The sequence below is a fragment of the Devosia ginsengisoli genome, assembly GCF_024707105.1.
GTDB lineage: Bacteria > Pseudomonadota > Alphaproteobacteria > Rhizobiales > Devosiaceae > Devosia > Devosia ginsengisoli_A.
Genome location: NZ_JANQAJ010000013.1, coordinates 83940 through 110188 on the forward strand (window position 1 = coordinate 83940; position 26249 = coordinate 110188).

32 protein-coding genes are annotated in these 26249 nt (G+C 63.3%); 16 read left to right on the forward strand and 16 right to left on the reverse strand.

Going from position 1 to position 26249, the window contains the following annotated elements:
- Positions 1-136 precede the first annotated feature (136 nt).
- The 5 genes from NVV79_RS20425 to NVV79_RS20445 all read right to left on the reverse strand — a co-directional run bounded on the left by NVV79_RS20425 (position 137) and on the right by NVV79_RS20445 (position 3704).
- Entirely contained in the window at positions 137-367 is a 231-nt protein-coding gene (locus NVV79_RS20425) for a hypothetical protein (RefSeq protein WP_303993414.1), read from the reverse strand.
- Positions 367-2349, reverse strand: a complete 1983-nt coding sequence (gene thrS, locus NVV79_RS20430; RefSeq protein ID WP_303993442.1) for a threonine--tRNA ligase — start codon at positions 2347-2349, stop codon at positions 367-369. Before thrS ends, NVV79_RS20425 begins: the two co-directional genes overlap by 1 nt.
- Before the next feature lie 179 nt (positions 2350-2528).
- The gene (locus tag NVV79_RS20435; RefSeq protein WP_303993445.1) at positions 2529-2933 is read right to left on the reverse strand and encodes a GFA family protein; all 405 of its coding nucleotides are present in this window, start codon (positions 2931-2933) and stop codon (positions 2529-2531) included.
- Positions 2917-3252 (reverse strand): membrane protein insertion efficiency factor YidD, encoded by a 336-nt coding sequence (gene yidD, locus NVV79_RS20440; protein WP_303993448.1) that lies wholly within the window; start codon positions 3250-3252, stop codon positions 2917-2919. Before yidD ends, NVV79_RS20435 begins: the two co-directional genes overlap by 17 nt.
- Positions 3252-3704 (reverse strand): iron-sulfur cluster assembly scaffold protein, encoded by a 453-nt coding sequence (locus NVV79_RS20445; RefSeq protein ID WP_303993452.1) that lies wholly within the window; start codon positions 3702-3704, stop codon positions 3252-3254. Before NVV79_RS20445 ends, yidD begins: the two co-directional genes overlap by 1 nt.
- A 225-nt stretch (positions 3705-3929) precedes the next feature.
- On the opposite strand from NVV79_RS20445, the gene folE reads away from it, so the two are divergent.
- Both folE and hisI read left to right on the forward strand, forming a co-directional pair.
- Positions 3930-4553 (forward strand): GTP cyclohydrolase I FolE, encoded by a 624-nt coding sequence (gene folE, locus NVV79_RS20450; RefSeq protein WP_303993454.1) that lies wholly within the window; start codon positions 3930-3932, stop codon positions 4551-4553.
- A 179-nt stretch (positions 4554-4732) separates the two neighbouring features.
- Entirely contained in the window at positions 4733-5185 is a 453-nt protein-coding gene (hisI, locus tag NVV79_RS20455) for a phosphoribosyl-AMP cyclohydrolase (RefSeq protein ID WP_303993457.1), read from the forward strand.
- A gap of 143 nt (positions 5186-5328) precedes the next feature.
- Here hisI and NVV79_RS20460 read toward each other — a convergent pair whose 3' ends face one another.
- Positions 5329-6063, reverse strand: coding sequence for a rhomboid family intramembrane serine protease (locus NVV79_RS20460; protein ID WP_303993459.1), 735 nt, complete (start codon positions 6061-6063; stop codon positions 5329-5331).
- 184 nt (positions 6064-6247) lie between these two features.
- Here NVV79_RS20460 and NVV79_RS20465 point away from each other — a divergent pair, with 184 nt between their 5' ends.
- From NVV79_RS20465 to NVV79_RS20475, 3 genes are all read left to right on the forward strand, one after another.
- On the forward strand, positions 6248-6904 hold the full coding sequence (locus tag NVV79_RS20465) for a PAS domain-containing protein (RefSeq protein WP_303993462.1): 657 nt from the start codon (positions 6248-6250) through the stop codon (positions 6902-6904).
- A 128-nt stretch (positions 6905-7032) separates the two neighbouring features.
- The gene (locus tag NVV79_RS20470) at positions 7033-7665 is read left to right on the forward strand and encodes a PilZ domain-containing protein (protein WP_303993464.1); all 633 of its coding nucleotides are present in this window, start codon (positions 7033-7035) and stop codon (positions 7663-7665) included.
- A gap of 181 nt (positions 7666-7846) precedes the next feature.
- Positions 7847-8476 carry a transglutaminase-like cysteine peptidase gene (locus NVV79_RS20475; protein ID WP_303993467.1) on the forward strand — a complete coding sequence of 210 codons (630 nt, stop codon included), beginning with the start codon at positions 7847-7849 and terminating at the stop codon, positions 8474-8476.
- A gap of 120 nt (positions 8477-8596) precedes the next feature.
- Here NVV79_RS20475 and NVV79_RS20480 read toward each other — a convergent pair whose 3' ends face one another.
- Complete coding sequence (locus NVV79_RS20480; protein ID WP_303993470.1) at positions 8597-8917, reverse strand: hypothetical protein; 321 nt, start codon at positions 8915-8917, stop codon at positions 8597-8599.
- A gap of 90 nt (positions 8918-9007) precedes the next feature.
- Here NVV79_RS20480 and NVV79_RS20485 point away from each other — a divergent pair, with 90 nt between their 5' ends.
- Complete coding sequence (locus NVV79_RS20485; protein WP_303993473.1) at positions 9008-9694, forward strand: hypothetical protein; 687 nt, start codon at positions 9008-9010, stop codon at positions 9692-9694.
- Between the two features lie 86 nt (positions 9695-9780).
- On the opposite strand, the gene NVV79_RS20490 is transcribed toward NVV79_RS20485, so the two are convergent.
- The 3 genes from NVV79_RS20490 to NVV79_RS20500 form a co-directional block, all read right to left on the reverse strand.
- Complete coding sequence (locus tag NVV79_RS20490; RefSeq protein WP_146289396.1) at positions 9781-9999, reverse strand: DUF3126 family protein; 219 nt, start codon at positions 9997-9999, stop codon at positions 9781-9783.
- 192 nt (positions 10000-10191) lie between these two features.
- Positions 10192-11019, reverse strand: a complete 828-nt coding sequence (cysE, locus tag NVV79_RS20495; protein ID WP_303993476.1) for a serine O-acetyltransferase — start codon at positions 11017-11019, stop codon at positions 10192-10194.
- Between the two features lie 95 nt (positions 11020-11114).
- Complete coding sequence (locus tag NVV79_RS20500) at positions 11115-11870, reverse strand: alpha/beta fold hydrolase (protein WP_303993479.1); 756 nt, start codon at positions 11868-11870, stop codon at positions 11115-11117.
- Positions 11871-12023: 153 nt separating this feature from the next.
- On the opposite strand from NVV79_RS20500, the gene NVV79_RS20505 reads away from it, so the two are divergent.
- Positions 12024-12272 (forward strand): zinc-finger domain-containing protein, encoded by a 249-nt coding sequence (locus NVV79_RS20505; RefSeq protein WP_303993481.1) that lies wholly within the window; start codon positions 12024-12026, stop codon positions 12270-12272.
- A 9-nt stretch (positions 12273-12281) separates the two neighbouring features.
- Positions 12282-13451 carry an FAD-dependent monooxygenase gene (locus NVV79_RS20510; RefSeq protein WP_303993484.1) on the forward strand — a complete coding sequence of 390 codons (1170 nt, stop codon included), beginning with the start codon at positions 12282-12284 and terminating at the stop codon, positions 13449-13451.
- Here the strand turns inward: NVV79_RS20510 and NVV79_RS20515 are convergent.
- Complete coding sequence (locus tag NVV79_RS20515; RefSeq protein WP_303993487.1) at positions 13439-14092, reverse strand: TetR/AcrR family transcriptional regulator; 654 nt, start codon at positions 14090-14092, stop codon at positions 13439-13441. The two genes, NVV79_RS20510 and NVV79_RS20515, sit on opposite strands and share 13 nt — an antisense overlap.
- Before the next feature lie 202 nt (positions 14093-14294).
- Here NVV79_RS20515 and NVV79_RS20520 point away from each other — a divergent pair, with 202 nt between their 5' ends.
- Together NVV79_RS20520 and NVV79_RS20525 are read left to right on the forward strand one after the other, a co-directional pair.
- Positions 14295-15140, forward strand: a complete 846-nt coding sequence (locus NVV79_RS20520) for an alpha/beta fold hydrolase (RefSeq protein ID WP_303993490.1) — start codon at positions 14295-14297, stop codon at positions 15138-15140.
- Positions 15133-15435, forward strand: coding sequence for a hypothetical protein (locus NVV79_RS20525; protein ID WP_303993494.1), 303 nt, complete (start codon positions 15133-15135; stop codon positions 15433-15435). The genes NVV79_RS20520 and NVV79_RS20525 overlap by 8 nt, the downstream gene beginning before the upstream one ends.
- 123 nt (positions 15436-15558) lie before the next feature.
- On the opposite strand, the gene NVV79_RS20530 is transcribed toward NVV79_RS20525, so the two are convergent.
- The 5 genes from NVV79_RS20530 to NVV79_RS20550 form a co-directional block, all read right to left on the reverse strand.
- A complete protein-coding gene (locus NVV79_RS20530; protein WP_303993497.1) occupies positions 15559-16122 on the reverse strand; it encodes an LOG family protein in 564 nt (187 codons plus the stop codon).
- Entirely contained in the window at positions 16119-17606 is a 1488-nt protein-coding gene (locus tag NVV79_RS20535; RefSeq protein WP_303993500.1) for a helicase HerA-like domain-containing protein, read from the reverse strand. Before NVV79_RS20535 ends, NVV79_RS20530 begins: the two co-directional genes overlap by 4 nt.
- Positions 17607-17908: 302 nt before the next feature.
- Positions 17909-18907 (reverse strand): asparaginase, encoded by a 999-nt coding sequence (locus tag NVV79_RS20540; protein WP_303993503.1) that lies wholly within the window; start codon positions 18905-18907, stop codon positions 17909-17911.
- A gap of 195 nt (positions 18908-19102) precedes the next feature.
- Positions 19103-19441, reverse strand: coding sequence for an SH3 domain-containing protein (locus tag NVV79_RS20545; protein ID WP_303993506.1), 339 nt, complete (start codon positions 19439-19441; stop codon positions 19103-19105).
- A gap of 114 nt (positions 19442-19555) precedes the next feature.
- A complete protein-coding gene (locus tag NVV79_RS20550) occupies positions 19556-19981 on the reverse strand; it encodes a hypothetical protein (RefSeq protein WP_303993509.1) in 426 nt (141 codons plus the stop codon).
- Between the two features lie 221 nt (positions 19982-20202).
- On the opposite strand from NVV79_RS20550, the gene NVV79_RS20555 reads away from it, so the two are divergent.
- The 6 genes from NVV79_RS20555 to NVV79_RS20580 all read left to right on the forward strand — a co-directional run bounded on the left by NVV79_RS20555 (position 20203) and on the right by NVV79_RS20580 (position 26221).
- On the forward strand, positions 20203-21072 hold the full coding sequence (locus tag NVV79_RS20555; RefSeq protein ID WP_303993512.1) for an NAD(P)-dependent oxidoreductase: 870 nt from the start codon (positions 20203-20205) through the stop codon (positions 21070-21072).
- Positions 21073-21155: 83 nt separating this feature from the next.
- Positions 21156-21746: an ANTAR domain-containing response regulator gene (locus NVV79_RS20560; RefSeq protein WP_303993516.1), complete on the forward strand. Its 591-nt coding sequence runs from the start codon at positions 21156-21158 to the stop codon at positions 21744-21746.
- A 9-nt stretch (positions 21747-21755) separates the two neighbouring features.
- Positions 21756-22970: a CmpA/NrtA family ABC transporter substrate-binding protein gene (locus tag NVV79_RS20565; protein ID WP_303993519.1), complete on the forward strand. Its 1215-nt coding sequence runs from the start codon at positions 21756-21758 to the stop codon at positions 22968-22970.
- Between the two features lie 127 nt (positions 22971-23097).
- Positions 23098-24432, forward strand: coding sequence for a TCR/Tet family MFS transporter (locus NVV79_RS20570; RefSeq protein WP_303993521.1), 1335 nt, complete (start codon positions 23098-23100; stop codon positions 24430-24432).
- Positions 24410-24895, forward strand: coding sequence for a GNAT family N-acetyltransferase (locus NVV79_RS20575; protein WP_303993524.1), 486 nt, complete (start codon positions 24410-24412; stop codon positions 24893-24895). Before NVV79_RS20570 ends, NVV79_RS20575 begins: the two co-directional genes overlap by 23 nt.
- 114 nt (positions 24896-25009) lie before the next feature.
- The gene (locus NVV79_RS20580; protein ID WP_303993527.1) at positions 25010-26221 is read left to right on the forward strand and encodes a GGDEF domain-containing protein; all 1212 of its coding nucleotides are present in this window, start codon (positions 25010-25012) and stop codon (positions 26219-26221) included.
- Positions 26222-26249 lie beyond the last annotated feature (28 nt).

Below are 26249 nucleotides of genomic sequence, written 5' to 3' on the forward strand. Positions count from 1 at the left end.
TCCTAGCCTCCCCCTGAAAAGGGGGAGGAACAGATCCAGCTTGCGGCACAACATTGCCACGCCCACCAGCCAGATTCCTCCCCTATCAGGGGGAGGTTAGGAGGGGGTATCCCAACAAAGACTCACCTTCGCCGTTCTAGTTCCGATACCGTCCAGCGAAAATGATCTCGCCCTCATGCACGGTCAGCCCCTTGATCGTCGCCCGGTACTTTCCCGGCATTCCTTCGGCCTCGACAACCCAGCCCTTCTTCAGCATGCCGGCGAACACCTTCTCGCCGATATCCTTGAAATCGCCAGGCCCCAACGCATTCTCTTCGCCGAGATGCGTCAGGGCCTTGATTTCGCGATTGGACGGTCGCTGCGGCATCAGGCTGCCTTTGCGGCCTTGAGGTCAGGCGCAGTGGCTTCCGCCATCAGCGCGACCAGCGCATCCATGAAGGGCTCCACTTTCTGCCCCTCGGTGCCGAGCCGGCGCACCGAAACCGTGCCCTCCTCGGCCTCGCGCTTGCCGACCACGAACAGCAGCGGCACCTTGCCCACCGAATGCTCGCGCACCTTGTAGTTGATCTTCTCGTTGCGGGTATCGAGCTCGGCCCGGATGCCCGCCGCCTTGAGCTGGTTCACCAGCTTCTGGGCATACTCATCCGCTTCCGACACGATGGTCGCCACCACCACCTGGGTCGGCGCCAGCCACATCGGCATCTTGCCGGCATAGTTCTCGATCATCATGCCGATGAACCGCTCCAGCGATCCCAAAATCGCCCGGTGCAGCATGACAGCATACTTTCGCGATCCATCCTCGGCCACATAAGTCGCGTCCAGCCGTTCCGGCAGCACATAGTCGAGCTGCAGCGTCCCCACCTGCCACGAGCGCCCGATCGCGTCCTTGAGGTGGAATTCCAGCTTGGGCGCATAGAAGGCCCCCTCGCCCTCTGCGATCTCGAAATCGTACCCGGTCGCGCGCAAAGCATCGCCCAGCGCCTTCTCGGCCGCGTCCCAGCGCTCGATGGTGCCGCCGAACTTTTCCGGCCGCGTGGCGAGTTTGATCACCACATTGTCGAAGCCCATATGGCCATAGACCGAATAGAGCAGATGCACGAAATGCTCGGTCTCGCTCTGGATCTGGTCTTCCCGGCAGAAGATATGCGCATCGTCCTGCGTCATCTGCCGCACGCGCATCAGCCCATGCAGCGCCCCATGCGCCTCATTGCGATGGCAGCAGCCGAATTCCGCCATGCGCAAAGGCAGGTCACGGTAGCTCTTGATACCCTGGTTGAAGATCTGGATATGCGCCGGGCAATTCATCGGCTTGAGCGCCATCAACTCGCCCGTGCCACTCAGAACCGGCCCTTCCTCTTCCGTGCCGGGCACTTCGTCGGGCACCACGAACATGTTCTCGCGATACTTGCCCCAGTGCCCCGACGCCTCCCAGAACTTCGAGCTCATCAACTGCGGGGTTTTCACCTCCACATAGCCCGACGAATTGAGCCGGCGGCGGATATACGCCTCCATCTGGTTGTAGAGCACATAGCCCTTCGGGTGCCAGAACACGCTGCCCTGCGCCTCCGGCTGGAAATGGTAGAGGTCCATTTCCTGGCCGATCTTGCGATGGTCGCGCTTCTCGGCCTCCTCCACCATGTGCAGATAGGCATCCAGCTCGTCCCTGGTTGCAAAGGCCGTGCCATAGATGCGGCTCAGCACCGGATTGTTGCTGTCGCCGCGCCAATAGGCGCCCGCCACCTTGGTCAGCTTGAACGCCGTGCCGACATCCTTGACGCTCCGCATATGCGGCCCGCGGCAGAGGTCGATCCACTGCCCCTGCTTGTACATCTTCAAGGACTGGTCAGCCGGAATGGCATCCACCAGTTCCACCTTGAACGCCTCGCCCCGGGCCCGGAAGAATTCCTTGGCCTGGTCGCGCGTCCAGATTTCCTTGGTAAAGGCCGCGCCGCGGTCGATGATTTCGGCCATCTTCTTCTCGATGGCGGGGAAATCCTCTTCCGAAAACGGCTCGTCCCGCTTGAAGTCGTAATAGAAGCCATTCTCGATGACAGGCCCGATCGTCACCTGCGTACCGGGCCACAGCTCCTGCACGGCCTCGGCAAGCACGTGTGCGGCATCGTGCCGGATCAGCTCCAGCACATCCTTGGACCCGCTGTCCCGCGTCACGAATTCGATCTTGCCGTCTTCTTCCAGCGCATCGCTGAGGTCGCTCAACACGCCATTCCAGCGCATCGCCACCGTCTTCTTGGCCAGGCTCTTGGAGATGCCCTCGACCACGGTGGTCCCGGTGGTGCCACGCGCATAGTCGCGAGCTGCACCGTCGGGGAACGTCACCTTGATCGTCATTTCAGGTCTCCAGAAATTGGGATGATGTAGTGGAAATCACTACAGGGCGGCCTGTCTAGCACGGTTTCCGCGCAATTCCAGCCAACACCGCCAAAAACGCGATCTGTTCCTCCCCCCTGTCAGGGGGAGGTTAGGGGGTATCCAACAAGCACTTGCGGGCAAAGCCCGCCCCGCAGCCCCTACCCGGGCAGCCCCTCGAACTGCGGCAGACTATCCGTAATCTCGAACCACGGCGCCTTCGACCCCACGAACATATGGAATTGCGGCCTGATGCTCGGCGCATCCACCATCGTGCCCATGGCCACATGGCCATTCCCGTTCTCGGCGATATACGAATAGAGAAACGAGCCGCAATGCCGGCAATGCACGTCGTGCGTGCCTTGCGGCTCGCCATAGATCAGTACGTCGTCCTGCCCCTGCACGAGGCTGATCTTCTCGAACACGATCGCCGCCATCGGCTTGAAGGCCGAACCCGTAGCGCGCCGGCACCGCGAACAATGGCAATTGAAGGCAGCGTGAAATTCGTCCGGCACTTCATATCGCACCGCGCCGCACAGGCAGGTCCCGCTAATGATCGTGCTCATGCCCCAGCTCCCTCCACGTCCCATAGCGCCATGGCGCATACCACCGCGCGCTCTCCGGCACCGTCTCCGGCACCGGATCGTAGCCATGCGTTCCACCCGGCCGGCAGCGCCAGAACCGTGCCAGCCCCATCCAGCCCCCCGGCCAGAAGCCGAACTGCCAGATCGCGTCGCGCGTATATTCCGAGCAGGTCGGCAAATGCCGGCACGTCCGCCCCATGAAGGCCGAGAATGTATAGCGATAGAGACTGATCAGCAGCACCGCCGCGAATTTGAACGGCAGGTCCACCGCCCGCCAGAACAGGTCGCTGACTCGATCCATCAGCCGGTCGCCGCAACCGATTCAACCGACTCGGCTTTTTCGATTGCCTCAACCACCGCATCAAACACCAGCAGCGTCGACATATGCCGCGCCGAATAGTCCCGCACCGGCTCCAGAAACCGCAGATCGTCCCATTTGCCATCGGGCGGCGCGCCATTCTCCTTGAGCATGGCATGCATCTGCGCGCGCACCTGCCGGAACTCGCCTACCGGGGTCCCGACAATCTCCCTTGCCACCACCGCCGCCGAAGTCTGCCCCAGCGCGCAGGCCGAGATTTCGTGCCCATAGCCGGTGATTACGCCGTCCCGCACGCGCACATCGACCTCGATCACCGAGCCGCAGACCCGGCTCACCTTGCGCGCGCTGGCATCGGCATCATCAAGCCGCCCCGGCTGCGGCGCATTGCCGGCCAGGTCGAGAATCTTCTGGGAATAGAGATCGCTAAGTTCCATCAAACGGGCAATTCTGTTTCTTGTCGCTACCGCCGCCACAACTTATATAGGGGCTCCGAAGCGGGCCGCCATCAACAAACGCGCCCTTTGGAGCGCTTCCAGCAAAAGTGGCCGCCAGTTTGCGGTTCGGAAGCGCGACCAAAAAGAATCCGGAGCATGAAATGCGCCGGGAACCAATCCACGCTTGGCGCATCCAATGCGCATCGAAGCGAAAAGGAACCGCCGATGGACGCCCGCGTCAACCCGCTGCCCAATCAGCCTGCCGATAGCAAGCAGCCGCGCCGCCCCAGCCAGGAAGAAGCCGAAGCCGCCGTGCGCACACTTATCGCCTGGGCCGGCGACGATCCGACGCGCGAAGGCCTGCTCGAAACGCCCGGCCGCGTCACCCGCGCCTATGGCGAATTCTTCGCCGGCTACGAGCAGGACGCCAAGACCATCCTCTCCAAGACCTTCAAGGAAGTCGGCGGCTACGACGATATCGTTCTGGTCAAGGATATCCCCTTCAGCTCCCATTGCGAGCACCATATGGTGCCCTTTATCGGCAAGGCCCACATCGCCTACCTGCCGCATGACGGCGTCGTCGGCCTTTCCAAGCTTGCCCGCTTGGTGGACGTCTTCGCCCGGCGTCTCCAGACCCAGGAAAACCTGACCGCGCAGATCATCGACGCCATCAACGAACATCTCGGCCCCCGCGGCGCCGCCGTCATGCTCGAAGCCGAGCATATGTGCATGTCCATGCGCGGCGTCCACGCCCACGGCGCCGCCACGGTCACCCACCGCTTCACCGGCGTCTTCGCCGAAGACCGCGTCGAACAGGACCGCTTCTTCGCCATGATCGGCAAACGCTGAGAGCGATAGATCGAAGTACCCTCCCGACCTCCCCCTGATAGGGGGAGGAGCCGCATGGTGGCTGTGCCAATATAGTGCCCAAGCGCGATCTGTTCCTCCCCCTGTCAGGGGGAGGCTAGGAGGGGGGTATCCCACAAAAATCTTCTTCTTCGCTGCCATGGCACGCGGTATGAAACCCCATGACCCTGACCTTCACCGACCCCGCCCCCCTCTCCCACGCCGAGCTTGAAGAAGGCACCGCCTTCGCCCCCCGCTTCGACGCCGCTGGGCTCGTGACCGTCGTCACGACAGAAGCCGGCACCAATGAAGTGCTGATGCTGGCCCACATGAATGCCGAAGCCCTGTCGCTCACATTGGAGACCGGCGTGGCCCACTACTGGTCCCGCTCCCGCGGCAAGATCTGGAAGAAGGGCGAAACCTCCAGCGAACTGCAACAGGTCGTCGAACTCCGCATCGATTGCGACCAGGACGCCATCGTCCTCGTGGTCAACCAGACCGGCCGCGGCGCCGCCTGCCACACCGGCCGCAAATCCTGTTTCTACCGCCGCGCAGTGGTCAGCAATGGCACGGTCGCGCTGGAAGACCGCGGCCTGCCAAAACTGTTCGATCCGAAGGACGTCTACGGCCATTGAGGCACGCCCTCGTGGTTCGAGGCGCTGAAGAAGCGCACCTCACCATGAGGGCTACTGAAATACCGCGCTACAAGTAGCCCTCATGGTGAGGCGGGAGCGCAGCGACCCTCGAACCACGAGGGCGTGGCACGATCCTCCTGTCCCTAGCTCTTCCGCTCGAACAGTCCCACCATCAATATCCCGGCGAAAAACCCGCCCAGATGCGCCTGCCAGGCGATCGACATGGCCATCCCGGTCACCAGCGGCAGCAGCGGCACCGCCGCATTCAGCACCACCCAGATCAGGATGAACATGCTGGCCCGCTTGTCTCGCCACAGGTCCGAAAAACTCGCCAACCGCCGCCCCAAAACCACCCGCTCCCCCGTTTCGGGATGCTGCGCCACGATGACGGGCTGGAAGATGAAACGCATCGCTGCCCCGGTCAGTCCCGCCACGCCGCCCGAAGCGCCGATGAGATAGGCCCCCGAATAGAGCGTGGTCGCCGCGAACAGGGCCGCCCCCGCTGCCGCCGATACGAAGAAGATCGCCAGCATCGGCCCAGCCCCGTAGCGCCGCGATACCGGCGTCGCGAAAATGGCGAACCACGCCGCATTGACCAGCAGATGCTCCCAGCCGGCATGCAGCAGCGCGTGGCTGAACGGCGTCCAGATCAGCGGCACGGCCAGCGAGAGATCGTCCAGTCCCGCAATGATACGCAGCGGCTGGAAGGCGAACCAGAACACCAGTTGCATCTGCCCCGCCTGGTTAAGCACCAAGGTTGATGCCAGGTGAACAGCCACCAGCAGGCCGAGAACCGCCGTCACATCGCCCGGCAACAGGAAAACGGGCTCTCGCCCCTGCTGCTGCGGATTTTCCGGTGCCTGACCTTGTTCACTCATCACTTCACTCCGACTCGCTGGTGCCCCGCGCCTTACGCTTCTGTTTTCCACATTGCCCCGGTGACGTTAACCTTAACTGTTCTTTAAGAGCGCTTTTGCCCTGCGCTTTTGCCAAAGTCGTCCCTGCGGCGGCTGCGTTCCTTGGGGAGAGCGCCCGTCGATCCGTGGCGGTCGAGAACATACTATGCAGAAGACGAGCACCAGGACGCTTTACGATTACTGGAATTCCATACGCGGAGCGCGCAGCGCCCCCGACCGCAAGGATATCGACCCCACGCGCATCCGCGACGCCCTGGCCAATACCTTCATTCTCGAGCTCGACGAGAGCGACAAATTCTCCTTCCGCCTCGCCGGTTCGCATCTGTGCACCAGCTATTGCCGCGAGCTCAAGGGCCGGTCTTTCTCGGCATTGTGGCACGACCGCGACAATGACGCGATGGAAACCCTGCTCCGCGCCGTCACCGAGGATCATGCCGTCGCCCTCGTCACCTTCCAGGGCACCACGGCCCTGCATACCAAGGTCAGCTTCGAGACCATCCTGATGCCGCTGCGCCACAACGGCTCGACCCATACACGCCTGCTCGGCGCCATGACCGCCCTCGAAGAACCCTACTGGCTCGGCGTCCAGCCCGTGCTCGAACAGCGCATTACCGGCCTGCGGCTAATCTGGCCGGATGATGTGGCGATGGAGGATTCGGTGCGCGAAGTGGCGACGAATGTCGTCAACGACGTGAGCTTTTCCGGCGCCGCCACGGCCCCCCTGGCCATCCCCGCCGTCGTCTATGGCCGTACCGCCCGCCGCTATGCCCATCTGGCCGTCATCGACGGCGGTCGACAGTAAGTATTTCCTCTAGTGATTCCGTTCAATTTGCGCGGCATCAGTCTGCGCAAAACCACGGACGGCAATACTTTGCGTTAACCAAACCCGGATAGCTTGTTGTGGAAACACAAGCCCTCATGGTCCGGCGAATGCTCAGCGACGACCTTCCTTCCCCGCAGTTCATCGCCCCGACCCGCACCCGTGCGGAATCGAGCAGGTTCCAGCGCGTGCAGGTCTCCGTGCTCGGCCGCTACATGCTGGCCGATCGCCGCGAATTCCCCTGCCAGATCCTCGAAATGTCCCCCGGCGACGCCGTGGTCATCGCCCCCGTGGCCGGCATCGAGGGCGAAAAGGTCATCGCCTATGTCGACCATATCGGCCGCATCGAAGGCACCATCATCAAACAGATCGATGGCGGTTTCCTCATGGATATCGCCGCCTCGCCCCGCAAGCGCGACAAGATGGCGGCCCAGCTCACCTGGCTGGCCAACAAGGATGTCCTCAATCTCCCCGAGGATCGCCGCCACGAACGCGTCGTCCCCGATATCCGCCATTCCACCGTCGTCCTCGACGATGGCCGGCGCTACAATTGCAAGATCATCGATATTTCCCTCTCCGGCGCTGCCATCGAGCTCGATGTCCGTCCCGCCATGGGCACGCCGGTCACTCTGGGCCGCATGCGCGCCCGCGTCGTCCGCCACTTCCAGAATGGCGTCGCGGTCGAATTCGCCTCCGCCCAGGAAATGCTGACCGTCATCCAGCAAAACCTCCGCATGAACTAAGCGGCCCGCGTCTCAATAGCCCTCATGGTGAGCTTGTCGAACCACGAGGGCGTGGCACCACGCCGCCATGGTTAACCCCTTCCAAATTCAATCGATAAAACATGCATAAAAACTGCGTGGCACTTTTCCGATCGCCCTAAGTTGCGCCGCCTAACGTGGTCTCCATCAGGGAGATCACACAATGCGTTTCAACACGAAAGGACTGGCAGCCGCGCTCATGAGTGCCCTTCTGGCACTTGCTGTCACCAGTCCCGCGCAGGCTTTCGACACCACCAATGTCGCCTTTGTGCAGACCATGGGCGGCACCACCTCCATTCCGGTGGGCCATGCCGAATTCTGCCGCAGCCGTCCCGATGAATGCGGCCCCAATGCCAATCCCGTCGCCGCTGTGTCGCTGGACGAAGGCCTGTGGCAGCAGTTGCTGACCGTCAATGCCGGCATCAACCAGGCCGTCATCCCGGTCACCGACCAGGACCTCTACCAGGTCGCCGAATTCTGGACCTATCCCAACGGCTATGGCGATTGCGAGGACTATGTCCTGGCCAAGCGCCGCGCGCTGATCGATGCCGGCTGGCCCGCCAGCACCCTGTTGATCTCGGTGGTCAAGCAGGCCAATGGCGAAGGCCATGCCGTGCTGCTGGTCCGCACCGACCGCGGCGACCTCGTGCTCGACAACCAGATCGGTTCGATCGACCTGTGGAGCCAGACCCCCTACAAGTTCATCAAGCGCCAGTCCCAGGCCAATGCCGGCCAGTGGGTCGACATGATCGACACCCGCGATATCGTGACCGTCACCGCCGGCATCAACTAAGACAGAGCTTCGGATTTCCGGACCCCGCCCAAAGCCTATCCCTGATAGGGGTCTGATGAATGAGGCCAGCTTCGAGCCCCGAAGCTGGCCTCATTGCTTTGAAAACCAGAGACCGTCGCCCTAAAACCGCAGCGCCACATAAACGCCCATGAACAGCAGCCCGGTCAGGAACGCCCAGCCGAACGCCACCACGGCCGAAACCAGCGCCGACGTCATGGAAATCGTGCCGTCTTCCTCATGCTGCCAGCCCATCTGCAGCATGATGTAAGGGCCGCAGATGAAGCTCATCGCCAGGTTGCCCATGGAACTGATGAAGGTCTTGCCGTCATAGCGCAGCATGGCCTGCTGGCGCGCCAGCCATTGATAGAGATGCGTCCCCGCCCCCGCTATGCACAGGCCAACACCGATCAGAAAGGCCGCGAGCAGCAATTCCTTGGTCATACCAATCCGTCCCCGCAGCCATCCGTTAACACTTCATTAAGCATATTGTCCGCCCTATGACCTGTCACGTCCCCTTGGCTGATTTGGTTAATGCTGGAGATGCACCCACAATCGGCGCCTGCCGCCGGCCATTCCGGCCCGTCCTCGCTGGCCTATAACCTTGCCGGAATCGCCGTTCTCGTGCTGCTGCTGGCTGTGGGAGCGGCGTATCTCATCGACAGCCTGAGCCAGACCAACCGCGTCCCGGCTCCTGCGCTCGATGATGGAGAGCCCGTTTCGCAGACCCTTTCAGGCCGCGAATTGGCGATACCCACATCCTGGTTCCGCTATGGCGAGCAGATCCGTGACGGCTTCACCAGCCAGATCGACCTGCGCATTTCCTATGCGCCCGAAGGCGTCGAAACGCCCTCCCCGGTCGATATAACCCTGCTGCCGCGCAGCCGCGTCCGGGCCAGCGCCAGCCTGCTCGACCGCGTCTATCTGCATCAATTCGCCGATGAAACCCTTGGCGGGGTGCCGGGCCTGGTAGGAAAACCCATGCTTGGGGGCAATGGCTATGCCGGCGAAAGCGTCTGGTACGACGCCCTCTCGCCCGCTCCCTTCGTCGCCAAATGCGAACAACCCCTCGCCCCCGATGCCGCCACCCAATGCGTCCGCACCGTCTATCTCCCCAGCGGCATCGCCGCCGTCTACACCTTCGACGCCGCGATCCTGCAGTCCTGGCGCCAGTTCGACCCGGAAATGCAGCGCTGGCTGGGCACTATAAGGGCTTGGTGAGGGGCACAAGGAAGTCGCGCCCACCGCGCGGATTCCTCCCCTGTCAGGGGGAGGCTAGGAGGGGGTATCCCCAAAAAACGTGAGCCTCAGCTCACCTCATCCAGATCGATATCCAGGATCGACATGTTGAAGATGTACGAAATGTCCCCGTCCTCGTCGTCCACATGAATGAGCCCGATCGATTCATCGCCAATGAACACTTCGACGGAATCGTTGAGCTTAGCGCGCGGCCGCACGTCGATGTTCTTGTTGTTGAACTTCAACTGCAGGAACTTCTGCAGCTTGATGATCTCGGGATGGTTCACTGTCGGTGTCCTGCTGATTTGCGTTGAGCCGGCAATCTAGTCACCCTGACAACGCATACAACCCCTGACTGGTGGCATTTTAGCGGGAACAAACCACCTGCCGGGGTTGCGAGAGCATTGCGATACCAAGCCACCGGCCGAATTCCTCCCCCTATCAGGGGAGGCTGGGAGGGGTATCCCCACCAAGACTCTTCAGCCGTTCAGATCATGGACCAGCACAACCTGATCCATCACCAGCGCCGGCTGCGCGCAGCCCGCTTCCCCGATCACCTTGGCCGGCACGCCCGCCACGGTTACCCGCGGCGGCACTTCCTTGAGCACCACCGAGCCGGCCCCGATGCGCGAGCAATCCCCGATCCTGATATTGCCCAGCACCTTGGCCCCCGCCCCGATCAGCACGCCATTGCCGATCTTGGGGTGGCGGTCCTGGTCGGATTTCCCCGTGCCGCCCAGCGTCACATTCTGCAGCATCGACACATTGTCGCCGACCACGGCCGTCTCGCCGATCACCAGCCCCGTACCATGGTCGAGCATGATGCCCCGCCCCATCGGCACCGCCGGGTTGATATCCACCTGGAAAACCTGGCTGGCCCGGCTCTGCAGGTAAAGCGCGAAGTCCCGCCGTCCCGCCTTGTACATGGCATGGGCGAAACGATGCGTCTGGATGGCCTGGTAGCCCTTGAAGAACAGCAGCGGCTCGATGGCGCGGTGGCAGGCCGGGTCGCGCTCCAGCGTCGCCGCCAGGTCCACCCGCGCCATTTCCCCGATTTCGGGCGCATCGCTCAGCGTCTCGGCAAAGGCCTGCCGGATCAGGTCGGCCGACACGTCGTCATGATTCAAGCGCGCCGCCAGCCGATGCGCCAGCGCCTGCTCGAACGTGTCGTGATTGAGAATCGCCGAAATCGCCATGCTCGACAGCGATGGCTCGGCCGCCACGATCTGCCGCGCCCCGGCCCGCACGGCGTCCCATACGGGGTCAACCGTCTTGATCTCTGCCGATTTCCTGGCGCTGCTGGACATGGGCGAGTCTCCGCTTCATCGAGAAACACCGATATAAGCCATATGATGCTCCAGGACAAAGCCCGGACGCATGGTTTGGTTCACATTTAGCTGTCTCAGACGAAATTCCTGCCCAGGAAGCCCAGTGCTGCGGCCTTGAACGCCTTGTCGCCCGTGGCACGCATATGGTCCCGCTTGGGAATGACGAAAGCCTCGGCCTGCGGCAGCAGGTCCGCCAGCGCCTCGGGCGAGCCGGCCATCACATCGGCTTCCCCCACCGCCACCAGCACCGGCACGTCGATCCGCCGCACATCGGCCCGCGCCATGGCCTGGCGCGAGGTTTCCATGCAGGCGGCCAGCGCTTCCCGGTCGGACCCGGTATGGTCGGCGAAAATGCGGAACTGCCGCGCGGTCCTGTGGGTCAGGTCGTCCAGCGATGGCGCCAGCAAGCCGGCTATGATGTCATTGCCGTCGGTCAGCCCGTTGACCAGGTTCATACCCATGCCGCCGAAGATGGCGCAGGCCACCCGCTCCGGATGCTCGAAGGCCAGGAACGCACTTATCCGCGCACCCATCGAATAGCCTAGAATGGCCACGCGCTCGATGCCGAGATGGTCGAGCAGTGCCACCGCATCGCGCGACATATCCCCCGGATAGTATCGCTCGGGGTCATGCGGCTTGTCCGAATTCCCGTGCCCCCGGTTGTCGAGCACGATGGCGCGATACCCCGCCCCGGTCAGCGTCTCCACCCATCCGGTGTCGATCCAGTTAACCTTGCCGCTCGAGGCGAAGCCGTGGATGCAGAGCACGGGAAGCCCTGTGCCGAAGGATTCATAGGCCAGTGTCAGGCCGTCGGATTGAAAGCTCGCCATTCGCAGGTTCCGCTCGTCGATGCTAACAGTGTGTTAGCATTAAGCCGCCAAATGCGGTGGGGTGTGGACTGGTTCGAAGAGTGTCTCCGGGGCCTTTCCTTGCCCCCCGTCCTTGGCATATGGTCCGCGCAAATCAAACAGGTTTTTCTCGCCATGGCCCACGGCACCACGCCCCATTTCCACAATACCGAAGGCCTTCGCCAGATCGAGGTCGGGTCCAAGGAATTCCAGTGCGTCGGCGCCCTGCCGCCCTTTGATCATCCCCATATCTATATCGACATGGGCAAGGATAACGAGGCGGTTTGTTCTTATTGTTCAACGCATTACGTCTACAATTCGCGTCTGGCGCCCGGTATGTCCAACCCGCCCTCCGCGGTCTTCCGCGCCGACGACGCCGCCTAAGCATCCGCCATGCCCGGCACGGGCCGCACCTATTACATAGCCGGCGCGGGAATCGCTGGCATGACACTCGCTTTGGCGCTCGCCAAATTTGGCGCCACCGTCGTCATCCTCGAGCGCAGCCTCACCATTTCCGAATTCGGCGCTGGCCTGCAAGTCAGCCCTAACGCCCGGAAAATCCTCGATAATCTCGGCCTGGACCACGCCCTTTCCGCCCGCAGCCTCGAGCCATCAGGCATCGATATCTACCCCTATCGCCGCCCCGATCCGCTGGTGACGCTGGAGCTTGGCGCCATCATGCAGCAGCGCTTCGGCGCCCCCTATGCCGTCATGCACCGCGCCGACCTCGCCGACGCGCTCTACAAGGCCTGCCGGCGTTTCGCCAATATCGACATCGTCTTCGGTGTCCGTAATTGGGACGTGGTCTCCCATGCCCGCGGCGTCACCGTTTCCATCGACGAGGCCAACGGCCAGACCCGCACCGGCCGCGGCCAGGCCTTCATCGGCGCCGACGGCGTCCATTCCCGCACCCGCACCGACATAATCGGTGGCCCGCCAGCCCGCTACGCCAACAGCGCCGCCTGGCGCACTCTGCTGCAAGCCCCTGCAGTCAAAGACAAATTGCCGCTAGACCGCGTCTCGGTATTCCTCGCACGCGATTTTCACGCGGTGACTTATCCCCTCCCCCATCGCGGTCAGGTAAACTTGGCCCTGTTCGCCCCCCAGCGAAATCCGTCGGATAAAGGAGAAAGCCCCACCCTGCCGCAGAGCATCACAAGCTGGCCTCTCCTCTCCTCGATCATCGAGACGGCAGGCGAATGGACCTCCTGGCCGCTCTACACCGTTGCCGCGCCATCATGGCACAACGGCAATATCGGCCTCGTCGGCGATGCGGCCCACGCCATGGTGCCATTCCAGGCCCAGGGTGCCGCCATGGCCATTGAGGATGCGGCCACCCTCGCTCCCTTGCTCATCACCGAGTCCAATGCCGAAACCGCCTTCGAAAAATACCACGAGAGCCGCCAGCGCCGCACGGCCCGCGCCGCAGGCATCTCGGCCGCCAATGGCCGCATTTTCCACCTGCCATGGCCATTGAGCCTGGCCCGCAACACCGTAATTGCCCTGCAAGGCAGCCGCGGCCACCTGCGTCGGCTGGCCTGGCTTTATGGCTACGAGCCCTGACGCCCGTAGGCTGCCAAAAACACCCGCACCGCTTCCTTTGCCACGACCCGCAATTGCGCATCATCAGGCAATTCGCCATCGCCCATCAGCATGGCGCGATTGACCGGTTCGGCCATGACCAGCCAGTTGAAATTGGTCGCGGCAACCTCCGGTTCCGGACAGGCCAGCAATCCGCGTCCGTCGAGCCGCCCGAAAATCCCCGCCAGCACCTGCATGGCTCGTTGCGGCCCGCGCTCATACAGCACCTGCGCCAGATCGGGAAACCGGCTGACTTCCCCGATCACCAGCCGGCGCAACTGCATCAGCCGCGGCGTCATCACCACAGAGAGCTGCCGGTGGGCATAGTCGAACAGGAATTGCTCCAGTGCCTCGGCACTGTCAGGCTCGGCCGGCGCCGTATGCACACGCAGGTCTGCCGCCCCGGTCATCGAGGTCACGACCTCGATGAACAACGCTTCCTTGCTGCCGAAATTCTTGTAGACGGTCTGCTTGGACACGCCGGACATGGCGGCGATCTCGTCCATATTGGCTCCGAGATAGCCCGCCTTGAGAAAGGTCTCCGTCGCCGCCGCCAGCACCGCCTGACGCTTGCGCTCGGAGCGCCCTGCTTCCACCGGCACCGCGTCTTCTTCCACAGCCATCATCATCTCCAGCCAGAGCATCGTGCGGAAAAGCGGGAACCGATTTCCCGCAAAAACCACGCGACATCAAGGAGATAGAGCCGGTGTCTTGATTCTATCAAATCGCATCAGCTCCAGTCCACTTGACAATCATACTGGACAGTCTAGTTTGATGCAACTTCAGAACTAGACCGTCCAGTTCTCATCGACAGGAGACTCCGCAATGCCAGCCTCACGTCCCCACACCCTCGCCGCCCCTGGCGCCACGCTCTACTACGAAACCTGCGGCACTGGCCCCCTGCTGCTGATCATCCCCGGCGGCCCGCAGGATGCCGGCGTCTTCGCCGACCTCGCGGCGCATCTCGGTAACCGCTACACGGTCCTCGCCTTCGACCCCCGCGGCAATTCCCGCACCACGACCGATGCCGAACCCGGCGCCCTCGACGTCGACCTGCTGGCCGACGACGCCGCGGCGCTGATATCGGCCAATGGCGGTGGCCCGGCCTTCGTCTTCGGCACCAGCGGCGGCGGCCAGATCGGTCTCAGCCTCGCCGCCCGCCATCCAGATCATGTTGCAACACTGGTGGCCCACGAGCCGCCGACCATCATGCTCCTGCCCGATCCCGAGCCCGCCCTGGCCGGTGAACGTGCCCTGCACGAAACCTACAAGCGCGACGGCGTCGAAGCCGCCATGGGCCAGTTCTTCGCCGAAAACGGCCTCGACGGCGACGATTCCGAAGGCCCGCCGGATTTCGACATGCCGCCCGAGGCCGCCGAAACCTTCGCGCGCGTCTCCGGCAACTTCGAATACTGGCTGGCCCACGGCATGCTGCCGCTCAGCACCTACCAGCCCCGGCTCGACACGTTGCGCAGCGGCGCTCCCCGCATCATCGTCGCCATCGGCGAGCAATCCGCCGGCCAGCCCATCGAGGCCATGAGTCAGGCCCTGGCCGCCGCTCTCAACATTACCCCTACCCCCTTCCCCGGCGACCATATGGGTTTCGAAACCGATGCCGCCGGCTTCGCCGATGCCCTCGACCGCGCTTTCAAGGAGACCCGCCATGGCTAAGGACGAAGCCGAAAAATACCTGATGGAAAATGCCGTCTCGCCCGATCACAAGGTCCGGGTCGACAAGGCTCGCTTCATGGCGATGAAAGAGGCGGTGCTCGCCGTATTGCCCGCCGAGGCCCCCGGCATGACCCCGGCTGAACTTCGCGAAGCCATCAGGCCGATCCTGTCGCAGGAACATTTCCCCGGCGGCGAAAAGGCCGGCTGGTGGATGAAAGGCGTGCAGCTCGACCTGGAATTCAAGGGCATCATCGCCCGCGGCAGCACCAAGCCAGTCAAGGTCTACAAGCTCTGACCCAGGCATTTCAGTAGCCCTCACGGTGAGCCTGTCGAACCACGAGGGCGTGCCTCAATCGTGCCACGACCTCGTCCTTCGACAGGCTCAGGTGAGGTCTACTGAGAACGCGTCGTCGAAGCCTTAGCGGGCTTCGCTGACCAGCCGGCTCAGCCGCGCCCACAAATCCTCGATGCTGTCGGCGAATTGCACGGCCCGCTCATAACCAGGCAGCCCAGGCGATAGCACGTCGGCGGCGTAGCCCCGCATCACCTCATAGGCCCGGTGCCGGTTGAGCATCACCACCGGCGGCGTCCGCCCCTGTGCCCTGGCAGCGGCCCAGCTGCCGAACAGCGTCGAAGCCGAGGCCAGCGAGCCGGGCAAAGCCACATAAGCATCGGCCAGTTGCGCCACCCGCGTCAGCCGCTCGTCCCGATCCGGCAACACTTCCATCGTCACGCCGGCCAGGGCCCTCGGCAGCGCGATGGTCGCGTCGGCCACGATCTGCACCAGCCCGCCCGCCGTCCGCGCCGCCGTGATCAGTGGCACGGGAATGACGCCATTTTCCGCCAGGCACACGATATGGGCGCCACGCCGGGCAAAATAGGTGCCAGCCTGGCCCATGATCGACGCCCGCTCGGGGTCGCCGGGCCCCTTGTCCGAGGCGAAAACGGCAACGACGGGTGCGGCGGTGTCCGTCATGCTCATCGGCCGCGCTTCAATCCACCGAGAATACCGCGCACCAGCGCGTTGCCCAGTCGATTGGCCACGGTGCGCGCCAGCGAATTCATCGCTGCCTCGGTCGGCGTCTGCCGGCTGGAACTACGGCGCGGCTTGTCGTCCTGATAGGTCCGCTCGGCCTTGGCCGCAGCGTCGTCCTGCCGCTGGCGCTCCTCGGCCAATTGGCGGTCGCGCGCCTTCTGCGCCAGTTTTTCGAACGCCGATTCCCGGTCGACTGCCGTGTCATAGAGCCCGGCAACCGGCGAATTGGCGATGATCGACCGCCGCTCCTCGGGCAACAGCGGCCCCACCTGCGCCGAAGGCGGCCGGATCAGCGTACGCCCCACCATGGAGGGAATGCCCTTGTCTTCCAGCACCGAGACCAGCGCCTCGCCGATGCCGAGCTGGGTAATGACCTCCTCGGTCGAAAACTCCGGATTAGGCCGGAACGTATCGGCCGCCACCCGTACTGCCTTCTGCTCACGCGGCGTATAGGCGCGCAAGGCGTGCTGCACCCGGTTGGACAACTGGGCCAGCACCGTCTCGGGAATATCGATCGGGTTCTGCGTCACGAAATAGACGCCCACGCCCTTGGACCGCACCAGCCGCACCACCTGCTCGACCTTGTCGATCAGCACCTTGGGCGCATCGTCGAACAGCAGATGCGCCTCGTCGAAAAAGAACACCAGCTTCGGCTTGTCCGGGTCGCCCACCTCAGGCAGTTCTTCGAACAGCTCGCTCAGCATCCACAGCAGGAATGTCGCGTAAAGCCTTGGCGCGCGCATCAATTCGTCCGCTGCCAGGATCGAGATGAACCCCTTCCCGTCCCGGTCGGTACGCATCAAATCGGCAATATCCAGCGCCCGCTCGCCGAAGAAATTCTCCGCCCCCTGCTGTTCCAGCACCAGCAGGGCCCGTTGGATCGCCCCGATCGATGCGGTGGAGACATTGCCGTAGCGCGTGGAGATTTCCTTGGCCCGCTCCTGGATATCCACCAGCAGCGCCCTGAGATCCTTGAGATCGAGCAGCAGCAGCCCTTCGTCATCGGCCAGCTTGAAGGCGATGTTGAGCACGCCTTCCTGCGTGTCGTTGAGCTCGAGCATCCGGCTCAGCAGCAGTGCGCCCATTTCCGAAATGGTGGCGCGGATTGGATGGCCCTGCCGCCCGAACAGATCCCAGAAAATCACCGGGAACACGTCGTCCTTGAAGTCGGTAAAGCCGATATCCTGGGCCCGCTGGCTCTGCCAGTCCTGCGCCGCACCCATCTTGGCCACACCGCTCAGGTCGCCCTTGATATCGGCGGCAAAGACCGGCACCCCGGCGGCCGAAAAACCCTCGGCCATCACCTGCAAGGTCACCGTCTTGCCGGTACCGGTCGCCCCGGTCACCAGCCCATGGCGATTGCCATATTTCAGGGCCAGGTATTCGGGATGCGTGCTGGTCCCGAGAAAGATCTTGTCGTCAACGAGCATCGGCGCCGCCATCCTTTAAGTTGGGTTCTTATAGCCGCCCCGGTTGCGGCGGGACAACTCGTAACTCTGTTTTCCATTGTTGATGGCGGGATCGGCACGGCACGGCACAATGCCAGCATGAGAAAAGCCCTGCCCGCCAACCGCCGCCATGTCCTTGCCGGACTTGCCATTTTGGCCCCTACGCCGGCCGCGCGCGCCCAGTCCCTCCGTTTCAGGAAGCGCCATGGGAAAACTGGGGGTCCCGCTTTCGCGGGAATGACACGGTGGGATGGCTGGACAGAAAATTCAGCTTCCCACAGCCCCTAGACCACCGCTCGTAGTTCCCCCACTTCCGCTCCGCGCACGCTCCTGATCGGCTGATGGGCCAGCGTTTCCAACAAGGCCTTTTGCTCTGCATCCGGCTCGGCCAGTTTCAGTAGCATGCCGGCCAGCATGGCCTGTGAAGCCGCGATATTGCCATCATCGCATTTGAGGGCATAACCCCAGCCCTTGTCGCGAATGGCGCCGCATTGCACGCCTTCGGCCCCCACCTTCTGCATCAGCCTTCCCCTGAATGCCGCCATCAGCAGCGTATCGGCATGGCCGGAGCCCGCCACCAGATGCGGATGGCTGGTCGCCGCATCGAACAAGCGCTGCGCCGCCGTGCCGAGTTCGGCCGACAGGCCCTTGCCCGTCGCCATGCGGGCAAAGCCAAAGGCAAAGGCCCGCAAGGGCGCGGCGAAAGTGGGAATGGAACAACCATCTGTGCCGCATTTGCCTTCGGTCAAGCTCTCGCCGATCACTGCCTCGACGGCGCCACGCACCGCCTTCTGCACCGCATGCTCGCGGCCGACATAACCGGCTGTCGGCACGCCCATGGCCAAAGCCACGCTCAGCATGCCGGAATGCTTTCCCGAGCAGTTATTGTGCAAGGCACTGGGTTCATCACCCGCCGCCCGCAGCGCCTCGCGCGCCGCGGCATTGGTCGGCATATGCGCGCCGCATTCCAGATCGGCAGCCGAAAGCCCCATGCGCGTCAGCAGGCCGTTGGCCGTGGCCACATGGATATCCTCGCCATGATGGCTGGCGCAGGCCAGCGCCAGTTCCTCCTCGGTATGGTGAAACCGCTCGTCGGCATGGCGCGCAAAGATCGGCAGCGCCTGCATGGACTTGATGGCCGAGCGCGGAAAGACGGGCCGCTCGATATCGCCTTCCGAGGCGATGATGCGGCCATCGGCATCCACCACGGCATAGGCGCCGCGATGACGGTTTTCGACCCAGTTGCCGCGAATGGTCTCGGCAAGAACGGGATTGGCAGTCATGGAAAAAACTCCGGTCCAGGCTGGTTCTCACGAACAGCGCAGGACCGGAAAAGTCAACAGAGCATGGGAAGGAGGCAGGCACGAAACTCGCATCGGCGAGGGTGGAGGCCCGAACAGCTTGCGGTTCACGATCTGCGGCGATGGTTGAGCCGCAAACCGCCGGGTCTCCGCCGTCGCCGACGCTAACGACCGGGACTAGAGGTCCCAGTCGTAGACGACGGTCAGGTAGCGGGAATTCACCCAGCCGGTGGTGTCCTGCGCATCGACCAGGCACCAGTCCGAACCGGTCTTGGCCTGGATGCAGCGCTCCACCCAGACATGGCTGCCCGGCGTGAAGGCGCCGACCTGCTGGGAATAGGACGCCGGCCACTTGCGGACATTGAGCTGGTCCCAATGGGCCACGCCCGTCACCTTGGCCAGTTGGTCCACCTGGTAGCCGGCGGCCATGGCGGGCTGCACGGCGAAAGCGCCGGCGGCGACGACAACCAGGCCGCAAAGCGAAGCGACGAGTACTTTTTCCTGTTGCTTGTTCATTCTGTCCCCCTGGACATCTCGTTTGTGGGATCACCCTGCCCGACCCGGCTTGAACTGGTCCTGAGACCCATGTTCAGAAACCGTTCATCTGGCGGGCAGGGTTTGCGGCCCGGCTCAACGCATGTCGCGCTGGTGGACATAGAGGTAGATGCTGTCGCCGCCGCCGAAGAACAGCGACACCACATCGTGCTGGTCGTAGCCCCTGGCCGTCAGGGCCGTCATCAGCGTGCTGTTGCGGGCAAGAGGCAGCCGCAGCGTGTCGACATTGCCGTCGATGAACAGCCAGGTGTAGTCGTGGCCGCGACCGATCAGCCCGTACTCGCAAACGGGGACGAGATAGACCGGCTGTCCCTTGATCGATTCGATATCAGCCCGGCTGACACGCGGCATGAAACCCAACTGATCGTCGCATTCGCTGCTTTCGTGCGTGACGGGATTGTTCGGCCCACCGGGTACGGCGGCGAACTGCGCTGCGCTGGGCAGCGTGGTGGCGGCAGTGGCAAGGCCGGCTAGAACGGCCAAAGCGGTAAGTTTCAACATTGACGTCTCCTGTGTTTGGGTGGCCGGCTCATGCGGCCTTCTCGATGGGTCATCGAGCGTGGCGCTGTTCTGCGCCTTGGCTCTTGAACGCTCCCTGAGACGCACGTTCATCGGCGGTTTACCCGCTCCAACTGCGACGGGGGCCGTTGGCAGCGGGGCGGTTCCGGCTTAGGCTGGCGCCGCTACAACGACAAAATCGCCTGCAAACAGAGGAGGTTCGCATGCCCAAGGTTCTGGTGACGGGTGGGAGCGGCAAGCTGGGACGTGCCGTACTGCGCGACCTGGTGGCCCATGGCTACGACGTTCTCAATATCGACCAGCAGGCTTTGCCCGAGCCCATCTGCCCCAGCGTGCGGATCGACCTGACCAATTTCGGCGAGGTTGCCGCCGCCATCCTCGGCGGCGTTGACGAGCGCAAGGGGCCATTTGATGCCGTAGTACATCTGGCGGCCATTCCGGCACCGGGCCTGGCCGCCAATGCCCGCACCTTCGCCAACAATGTGCCAACCACCTACAATGTGTTCGAGGCCAGCCGCCTTGCCGGCATCAAGAACATCGTCTTCGCCTCCAGCGAAACCGTGCTGGGCCTGCCCTTCGACACGCCGCCGCCCTACGCCCCGGTCGACGAGGAATACTATCCGCGTCCTGAATCGGCCTATTCGCTCGGCAAGCTGCTGGACGAGACCATGGCCGCCCAGTTCTGCCGCTGGGACCCGGACCTGCGCATTGTCGGCCTGCGCTTTTCCAACGTCATGAACCCGGAAGACTACGCCGCCTTCCCCAAATTTGACGCCGATCCGCGCAGCCGCAAGTGGAACCTCTGGGCCTATATCGACGCCCGCGACGGCGCCCAGGCCGTCCGCCGCTCGATCCAGGCCGATTTCACGGGCTTCGAGGCCTTCATCATCGCCAATGCCGATACGGTCATGAGCCGTTCCAACATGTCGCTCCTGGCCGAGGTCTTCCCCGACGTGCCCTCCAAGGGCAACCTCACGGCCAACGGCACGCTGCTCTCGATCGAAAAGGCCAAGCGCATGCTGGGCTTTTCGCCGCAATATTCATGGCGCAACGAAATCGCGGCAAAGGGCTGACGGCGGCAGTCGTCAAAAATTGCATACGAATTGTGCAAGATCATCTCTTGTGCTTTTTCTGAGCACCGGCATAACTGCCGCCGATGCCCGGCCCCGAACTCTCAATTCTGATCATCGACGAAAACCGCATCCGAGCGTCCATTATCGAGGACGGTCTGCGGGAGGCCGGACATTCGCTTGTCGCGGTGATCCATGACGTCAATGAGGTGGCCCGAAGCATCCAGTCCATCCTGCCCGACGTCATCGTCATCGATCTCGAAAACCCCAAACGCGACACGCTCGAGCATTTCTTCTCGCTGTCCCGTTCGATCCAGCGGCCCATCGCCATGTTCGTGGACCGCTCGGATGGCGCGATGATCGAAAAGGCCGTTGAGGCCGGCGTCTCGGCCTATGTAGTCGATGGGCTCAGGAAGGAGCGCGTCAAACCGATCCTCGATATGGCCATTTCGCGCTTCAATGCCTTCTCTCGCCTTACCCGCGAGTTGGAACAAGCCCGGAGCGAACTCGAAGACCGCAAGCTCATCGAACAGGCCAAGGGCATCCTCATGCGGACGCGCAATCTCAGTGAAGCTGATGCCTACGCCCTGCTCCGCTCCACGGCCATGAACCAGAACCGACGGATGGTCGACATCGCCCAGAGCCTTGTGACTGCAGCCGCCATGCTCGGCCCATAGGAAATCGTCATGCCCGACACACACCTCACCGCCGCATTCCTGCCCCTGCTCGACAGCGTTCTGCTGGTCCTGGCGCAGGAAAAAGGTTTTGCGGCGGAAGAGGGCCTGGATCTGCACCTGGTGCGCGAAACCAGTTGGGCCAATATCCGCGACCGCGCCGCCATTGGTCATTTCGATATTGCGCAGATGCTCGCGCCGATGCCGCTTGCAGCCAGCCTCGGCCTCACACCCATCGCCACGCCGACGATCGCCCCCGTCGTGCTCGGCCTGGGCAATAACGCGATCACTGTCAGCGCCCATCTCTGGAAGGCCATGGCGGACCAGGGCGCTCCCGGCGACCTTGCCGCCGGCCCGGCCGGGGCTGCCCTCGCCCGCGTCATCGCTGCCTCGCCCCGCAAACTGCGCTTCGGCGTCGTGCATCAGACCTCGTCGCACAATTACGAATTGCGCTACTGGCTCGCCGCCAGCGGCATCATGCCCGACCGTGATATCGAGATCGTGGTCCTGCCGCCGCCGCTCCTGCCCGACGCATTAGGTACCGGCGGCATTGACGGCTATTGCGTCGGCGAACCCTGGAACAGCATCGGCGTCGCCACCAGGGGTGCCCATATCGCCACCGTCAAGGCGTCGATCTGGCAATCCAGCCCCGACAAGGTCATCGGCATGCGCACGGCATGGGCGGAAAAACACCCCGATCTCGTCTCGTCCGTGATCCGCGCCATCTACCGCGCCGGCATCTGGTGCTCCGACCCCACCAATCACGCCGAAGCGGCGCGCATCATGGCCGCACCGACCTATCTCGACGCCAGCAGCGAAATCGTCAGCCGTGCGCTGACCGGCCGGTTCGACATTGGCGGCGGCAGCATCCGCCTGGTTCCGGACCATTTCGTCCCCCATGCCGGTGCCGCCAACTTTCCCTGGAAGAGCCACGCCCTATGGTACTATTCGCAGATGGTGCGCTGGGGCCAGGTCGTTGCCAGCCCGGCCAATGCTGCCATCGCCGCAGCCTGCTTCCGCCCCGATCTCTATCGAATCGCCCTTGCACCCATCGGGGCGGCAACACCCGTCGCGGATTACAAGACCGACGGCGCTCACCCCGCCCCGCGAACAATTCCCAGCCATGACGGCGCGCTTACAATGGGTCCGGACCTGTTCTTCGACGGGCGGGTCTATGATCCCGACGCCCTTGATACCTATATTGCCAGCCAGCGCCACGCCGTCTGATCCGACCCGGCGCTGCCCGCGAGGATGGAACCACTTGCCGGCGTTCGGCCTTGCGTTGAATGGTCCGCCTGTGTCAACTGCGCGACACAACGAGGCCGGTCAGGATTCACAAGGTTAGCGCCCAAGTATGCAAGCAGCGACCCGTTCACGCCTGACCCTGTCCTGCATTCTGGTGACCATTCTGCTGGATATGATTGGCGTCGGCATCATCGTGCCGGTGCTGCCCGAACTGCTCGAAGACCTTACCGGCGGCAGCGTCGCCGATGCCGCCGTCATCGGCGGTTATCTGGTCTTTGCCTATGCTTTCATGCAGTTCGTTTTCTCCCCGGTGCTGGGCAATCTCTCCGACCGTTTCGGCCGCCGCCCGGTCCTGCTGGCCTCTCTGCTCGGTCTCACCTTCGACTACCTGATGATGTCGATCGCCCCGGTGGTCTGGTATCTCTTCATCGGCCGCATCATTGCCGGCATAGCCGGCGCCGCCCTCGCCACGGCCACCGCCTATATGGCCGATATCACCCCGCCCCATAAGCGCACCCATCGCTTCGGCCTGATCGGCGCCGCCTTCGGCCTCGGCTTCATCATCGGCCCCGTCATTGGCGGCGAACTGGGCGAATTCGGTCCGCGCGTTCCCTTCTACGCCGCCGCCGGTCTCGCCTTTGCCAATTTCCTCTTCGGCCTGCTCGTGCTGCCCGAAAGCCTGCCCAAAACCTCGCGCCGCAAGTTCGACATTCGCCGGGCCAATCCGCTTGGCGCCGTGCTCGCATTGAAGACATATCCCTCGGTGCTGTGGCTGCTGGCCGTGCTCTTCTTCTTCCAGCTTTCGGCCCAGGCGCTGCCGACCGTATTCAGCTATTTCACGGTGGAAGTGTTCAATTTCAGCTCCTCGGCCATCGGCCGAACCCTGGGCGCCTTCGGGCTGGGATTTGCCATCAGCCAGGCCGTGGTCGCCGGCCCCCTGTCACGCGGCATCGGCGAACCCGCCGTCGCCATGATCGGCCTGCTGGCGGCCGTGGCGGCCTTTGCCGCTCTCGGCTTCGCCACCGATCTCTACATGCTCTATCTGGCGATCATGGTCGGCGCCGTCAGCGGCCTGGCGCCGCCCGCGATCAATGGCGTCCTCTCGCGCCAGGTCCCCGACAACAGCCAGGGCGAATTGCAGGGCGCGGTGAATGCCGCGAGTTCCCTCGCCACCATCATCGGCCCCTTGGCAGCCACCCAGATCTTTTCCTACTACACCACCACGCCCGGCTCTGCCGGCTACTTCCCTGGCGCCCCCTTCGTGGCCGCCAGCGTGAGCGTGTTCGCCGCCCTGGTGATCTTTGCCGTTGCTGCGTGGCGCTTCGAGCTTGGCCGCCGGCCCAGTGTTGCAGACCACCCCCACGTTCCTGAAACGCCGCCGCCAGGCCAGGTTCGTATCGCACCCATCGAAGAAGATACCGATGGAAATTCGTCCCGCAACTGACGCCGACCACGCTGCCATCCTGGACATTGTGGCGCCCACGCTGGCAGCCGGCGAAACCTATGCTATCGCCCGCGACCTCGACCGGGCCGGGGTCAGTGCCTACTGGTTCGGGCCAACGCACGAGGTCTTCGTCGCCGAGGATGACAGTGTCGTGCTCGGCACTTATTACCTCATGGCCAACCAGCAGGGTGGCGGCGCCCATGTCGCCAATTGCGGCTACATGACCGCTCCCGCCGCCCAGGGCAAGGGCGTGGCCCGCGCCATGTGCGAGCACTCGCTGGCCCGCGCGAAGGAGCGTGGCTTTCGCGCCATGCAGTTCAACCACGTCGTCTCGACCAACGCCCGCGCCGTCGCCCTGTGGCAGAAGCTGGGCTTCGATATCGTCGGCACCCTGCCCCAGGCTTTCAACCACCCGGTGCACGGTTATGTGGACAGCTACGTGATGTTCCGCTCGCTTATCTAGCGGCACGTACGCCATCGATCACATTGCTTCCCAACTGCAATCCTGCCGCCGCCATTTAACTGTTCCTTATGGGAAAATCGGCCTCATGGCTGAACGGGAGTTGTGAGTCCAACAGTGTCCGGACAGTTTTTCTTTTCGCTGCTGAATCCGGTGGTCACGGCAATGCTGGCGACCACCTTTCTGCTGCTGTGGCGCAAGCGCCCGGACCAGACCTATCTTGCCATATTGAGCCTGTCCTTCTTCGCCTGCGGCCTGGCCTTCGTGGCTAATGACTTCATGCAGCCCTTCGATTCTCCGCTGTCGCGCATCGTGGCCAATGTGTTTTTCCTGGCTGCGACGGTGGGCGCCTGTATCGGTGCGCTGCTACGGGCCAAGGTCGCTGTTCCCGTCAGGTTTTTCGCCCTTGTCTGCGGCCTCTGCGCAGTCGGCTTTTGCTGGTTCCTCTTCGTGTCGCCATCGACCGAAGCACGCATCTACGTCGTCAACGCCGCCTATGTCGTCATCGGCTCGGCTTCCGCCCTCGCCCTGATCCGCGCTCGCCCTTCCAGCGGCCTGGACTGGACCTTTGTGGTGCTGATGGTGTGCCTTATAAGCTTGGGGATTATCCGCCCGTTCGCCGCGTTGATGGACAACCTCGACACCTATGGCGGTGGAACCCTGCGCTACTCCGCCTATTGGGCCACGGTTCAGGCGGCGACGCCCGCCCTTGCCATTGCCGTGGGCATTGCCTTCCTTGTCGCCCTTGCCGAAAGAATGAACGACGAGTTGCGCCTGGAGGCCGATCGCGACTTCCTCACCGGCCTGCTCAACCGGCGCGGCTTTCATAAAGGCGTGCAGCTTGCCCTGGCCGGTAACCGCTTCAGGACTATCCGACCAGCAGTCATCATGGTCGATATCGACAATTTCAAGCGCATCAACGACGAATTCGGCCATGCCGTGGGCGACGATGTCATTGCGGCGATTGCCCTTGTCCTGATGAAACACGGCGAAGCCGAACTAACCGCACGAACCGGCGGGGAGGAATTCACCCTGTTCTACCGCACCGGCACGAACGAGGACCTGCTGGAGCGGGCCGAGGATATCCGGTTGGCCGTATCGCAGACCCGCTTTGCCGGCATTCACGGCGAATGCCCGGTCACCGTGAGCCTGGGGTTGTATTCGGGAGCCCGCCACGACACGATTAGCGAGATGATGGCGGCGGCGGACCAGGCCCTCTATGAGGCCAAGCGCTCGGGCAAGGATCGTGCCGTCATGGGTAGCGACGCCCCCTTCCCTGGTGATGCCAGCCTGGATCGGCGCCAGTTCCGCCAGTCCAGCACAGGCTGACAGGCATAAAAAAGCCCTGCATATGCAG

Bases quoted from the DNA above. Each gene is read 5' to 3' on its own strand.
- NVV79_RS20425 (WP_303993414.1), bottom strand. From the start codon at position 367: ATGCCGCAGCGACCGTCCAATCGCGAAATCAAGGCCCTGACGCATCTC.
- thrS (WP_303993442.1), bottom strand. From the start codon at position 2,349: ATGACGATCAAGGTGACGTTCCCCGACGGTGCAGCTCGCGACTATGCG.
- NVV79_RS20435 (WP_303993445.1), bottom strand. From the start codon at position 2,933: ATGAGCACGATCATTAGCGGGACCTGCCTGTGCGGCGCGGTGCGATAT.
- yidD (WP_303993448.1), bottom strand. From the start codon at position 3,252: ATGGATCGAGTCAGCGACCTGTTCTGGCGGGCGGTGGACCTGCCGTTC.
- NVV79_RS20445 (WP_303993452.1), bottom strand. From the start codon at position 3,704: ATGGAACTTAGCGATCTCTATTCCCAGAAGATTCTCGACCTGGCCGGC.
- folE (WP_303993454.1), top strand. From the start codon at position 3,930: ATGGACGCCCGCGTCAACCCGCTGCCCAATCAGCCTGCCGATAGCAAG.
- hisI (WP_303993457.1), top strand. From the start codon at position 4,733: ATGACCCTGACCTTCACCGACCCCGCCCCCCTCTCCCACGCCGAGCTT.
- NVV79_RS20460 (WP_303993459.1), bottom strand. From the start codon at position 6,063: ATGAGTGAACAAGGTCAGGCACCGGAAAATCCGCAGCAGCAGGGGCGA.
- NVV79_RS20465 (WP_303993462.1), top strand. From the start codon at position 6,248: ATGCAGAAGACGAGCACCAGGACGCTTTACGATTACTGGAATTCCATA.
- NVV79_RS20470 (WP_303993464.1), top strand. From the start codon at position 7,033: ATGCTCAGCGACGACCTTCCTTCCCCGCAGTTCATCGCCCCGACCCGC.
- NVV79_RS20475 (WP_303993467.1), top strand. From the start codon at position 7,847: ATGCGTTTCAACACGAAAGGACTGGCAGCCGCGCTCATGAGTGCCCTT.
- NVV79_RS20480 (WP_303993470.1), bottom strand. From the start codon at position 8,917: ATGACCAAGGAATTGCTGCTCGCGGCCTTTCTGATCGGTGTTGGCCTG.
- NVV79_RS20485 (WP_303993473.1), top strand. From the start codon at position 9,008: ATGCTGGAGATGCACCCACAATCGGCGCCTGCCGCCGGCCATTCCGGC.
- cysE (WP_303993476.1), bottom strand. From the start codon at position 11,019: ATGTCCAGCAGCGCCAGGAAATCGGCAGAGATCAAGACGGTTGACCCC.
- NVV79_RS20500 (WP_303993479.1), bottom strand. From the start codon at position 11,870: ATGGCGAGCTTTCAATCCGACGGCCTGACACTGGCCTATGAATCCTTC.
- NVV79_RS20505 (WP_303993481.1), top strand. From the start codon at position 12,024: ATGGCCCACGGCACCACGCCCCATTTCCACAATACCGAAGGCCTTCGC.
- NVV79_RS20510 (WP_303993484.1), top strand. From the start codon at position 12,282: ATGCCCGGCACGGGCCGCACCTATTACATAGCCGGCGCGGGAATCGCT.
- NVV79_RS20515 (WP_303993487.1), bottom strand. From the start codon at position 14,092: ATGGCTGTGGAAGAAGACGCGGTGCCGGTGGAAGCAGGGCGCTCCGAG.
- NVV79_RS20520 (WP_303993490.1), top strand. From the start codon at position 14,295: ATGCCAGCCTCACGTCCCCACACCCTCGCCGCCCCTGGCGCCACGCTC.
- NVV79_RS20525 (WP_303993494.1), top strand. From the start codon at position 15,133: ATGGCTAAGGACGAAGCCGAAAAATACCTGATGGAAAATGCCGTCTCG.
- NVV79_RS20530 (WP_303993497.1), bottom strand. From the start codon at position 16,122: ATGAGCATGACGGACACCGCCGCACCCGTCGTTGCCGTTTTCGCCTCG.
- NVV79_RS20535 (WP_303993500.1), bottom strand. From the start codon at position 17,606: ATGCTCGTTGACGACAAGATCTTTCTCGGGACCAGCACGCATCCCGAA.
- NVV79_RS20540 (WP_303993503.1), bottom strand. From the start codon at position 18,907: ATGACTGCCAATCCCGTTCTTGCCGAGACCATTCGCGGCAACTGGGTC.
- NVV79_RS20545 (WP_303993506.1), bottom strand. From the start codon at position 19,441: ATGAACAAGCAACAGGAAAAAGTACTCGTCGCTTCGCTTTGCGGCCTG.
- NVV79_RS20550 (WP_303993509.1), bottom strand. From the start codon at position 19,981: ATGTTGAAACTTACCGCTTTGGCCGTTCTAGCCGGCCTTGCCACTGCC.
- NVV79_RS20555 (WP_303993512.1), top strand. From the start codon at position 20,203: ATGCCCAAGGTTCTGGTGACGGGTGGGAGCGGCAAGCTGGGACGTGCC.
- NVV79_RS20560 (WP_303993516.1), top strand. From the start codon at position 21,156: ATGCCCGGCCCCGAACTCTCAATTCTGATCATCGACGAAAACCGCATC.
- NVV79_RS20565 (WP_303993519.1), top strand. From the start codon at position 21,756: ATGCCCGACACACACCTCACCGCCGCATTCCTGCCCCTGCTCGACAGC.
- NVV79_RS20570 (WP_303993521.1), top strand. From the start codon at position 23,098: ATGCAAGCAGCGACCCGTTCACGCCTGACCCTGTCCTGCATTCTGGTG.
- NVV79_RS20575 (WP_303993524.1), top strand. From the start codon at position 24,410: ATGGAAATTCGTCCCGCAACTGACGCCGACCACGCTGCCATCCTGGAC.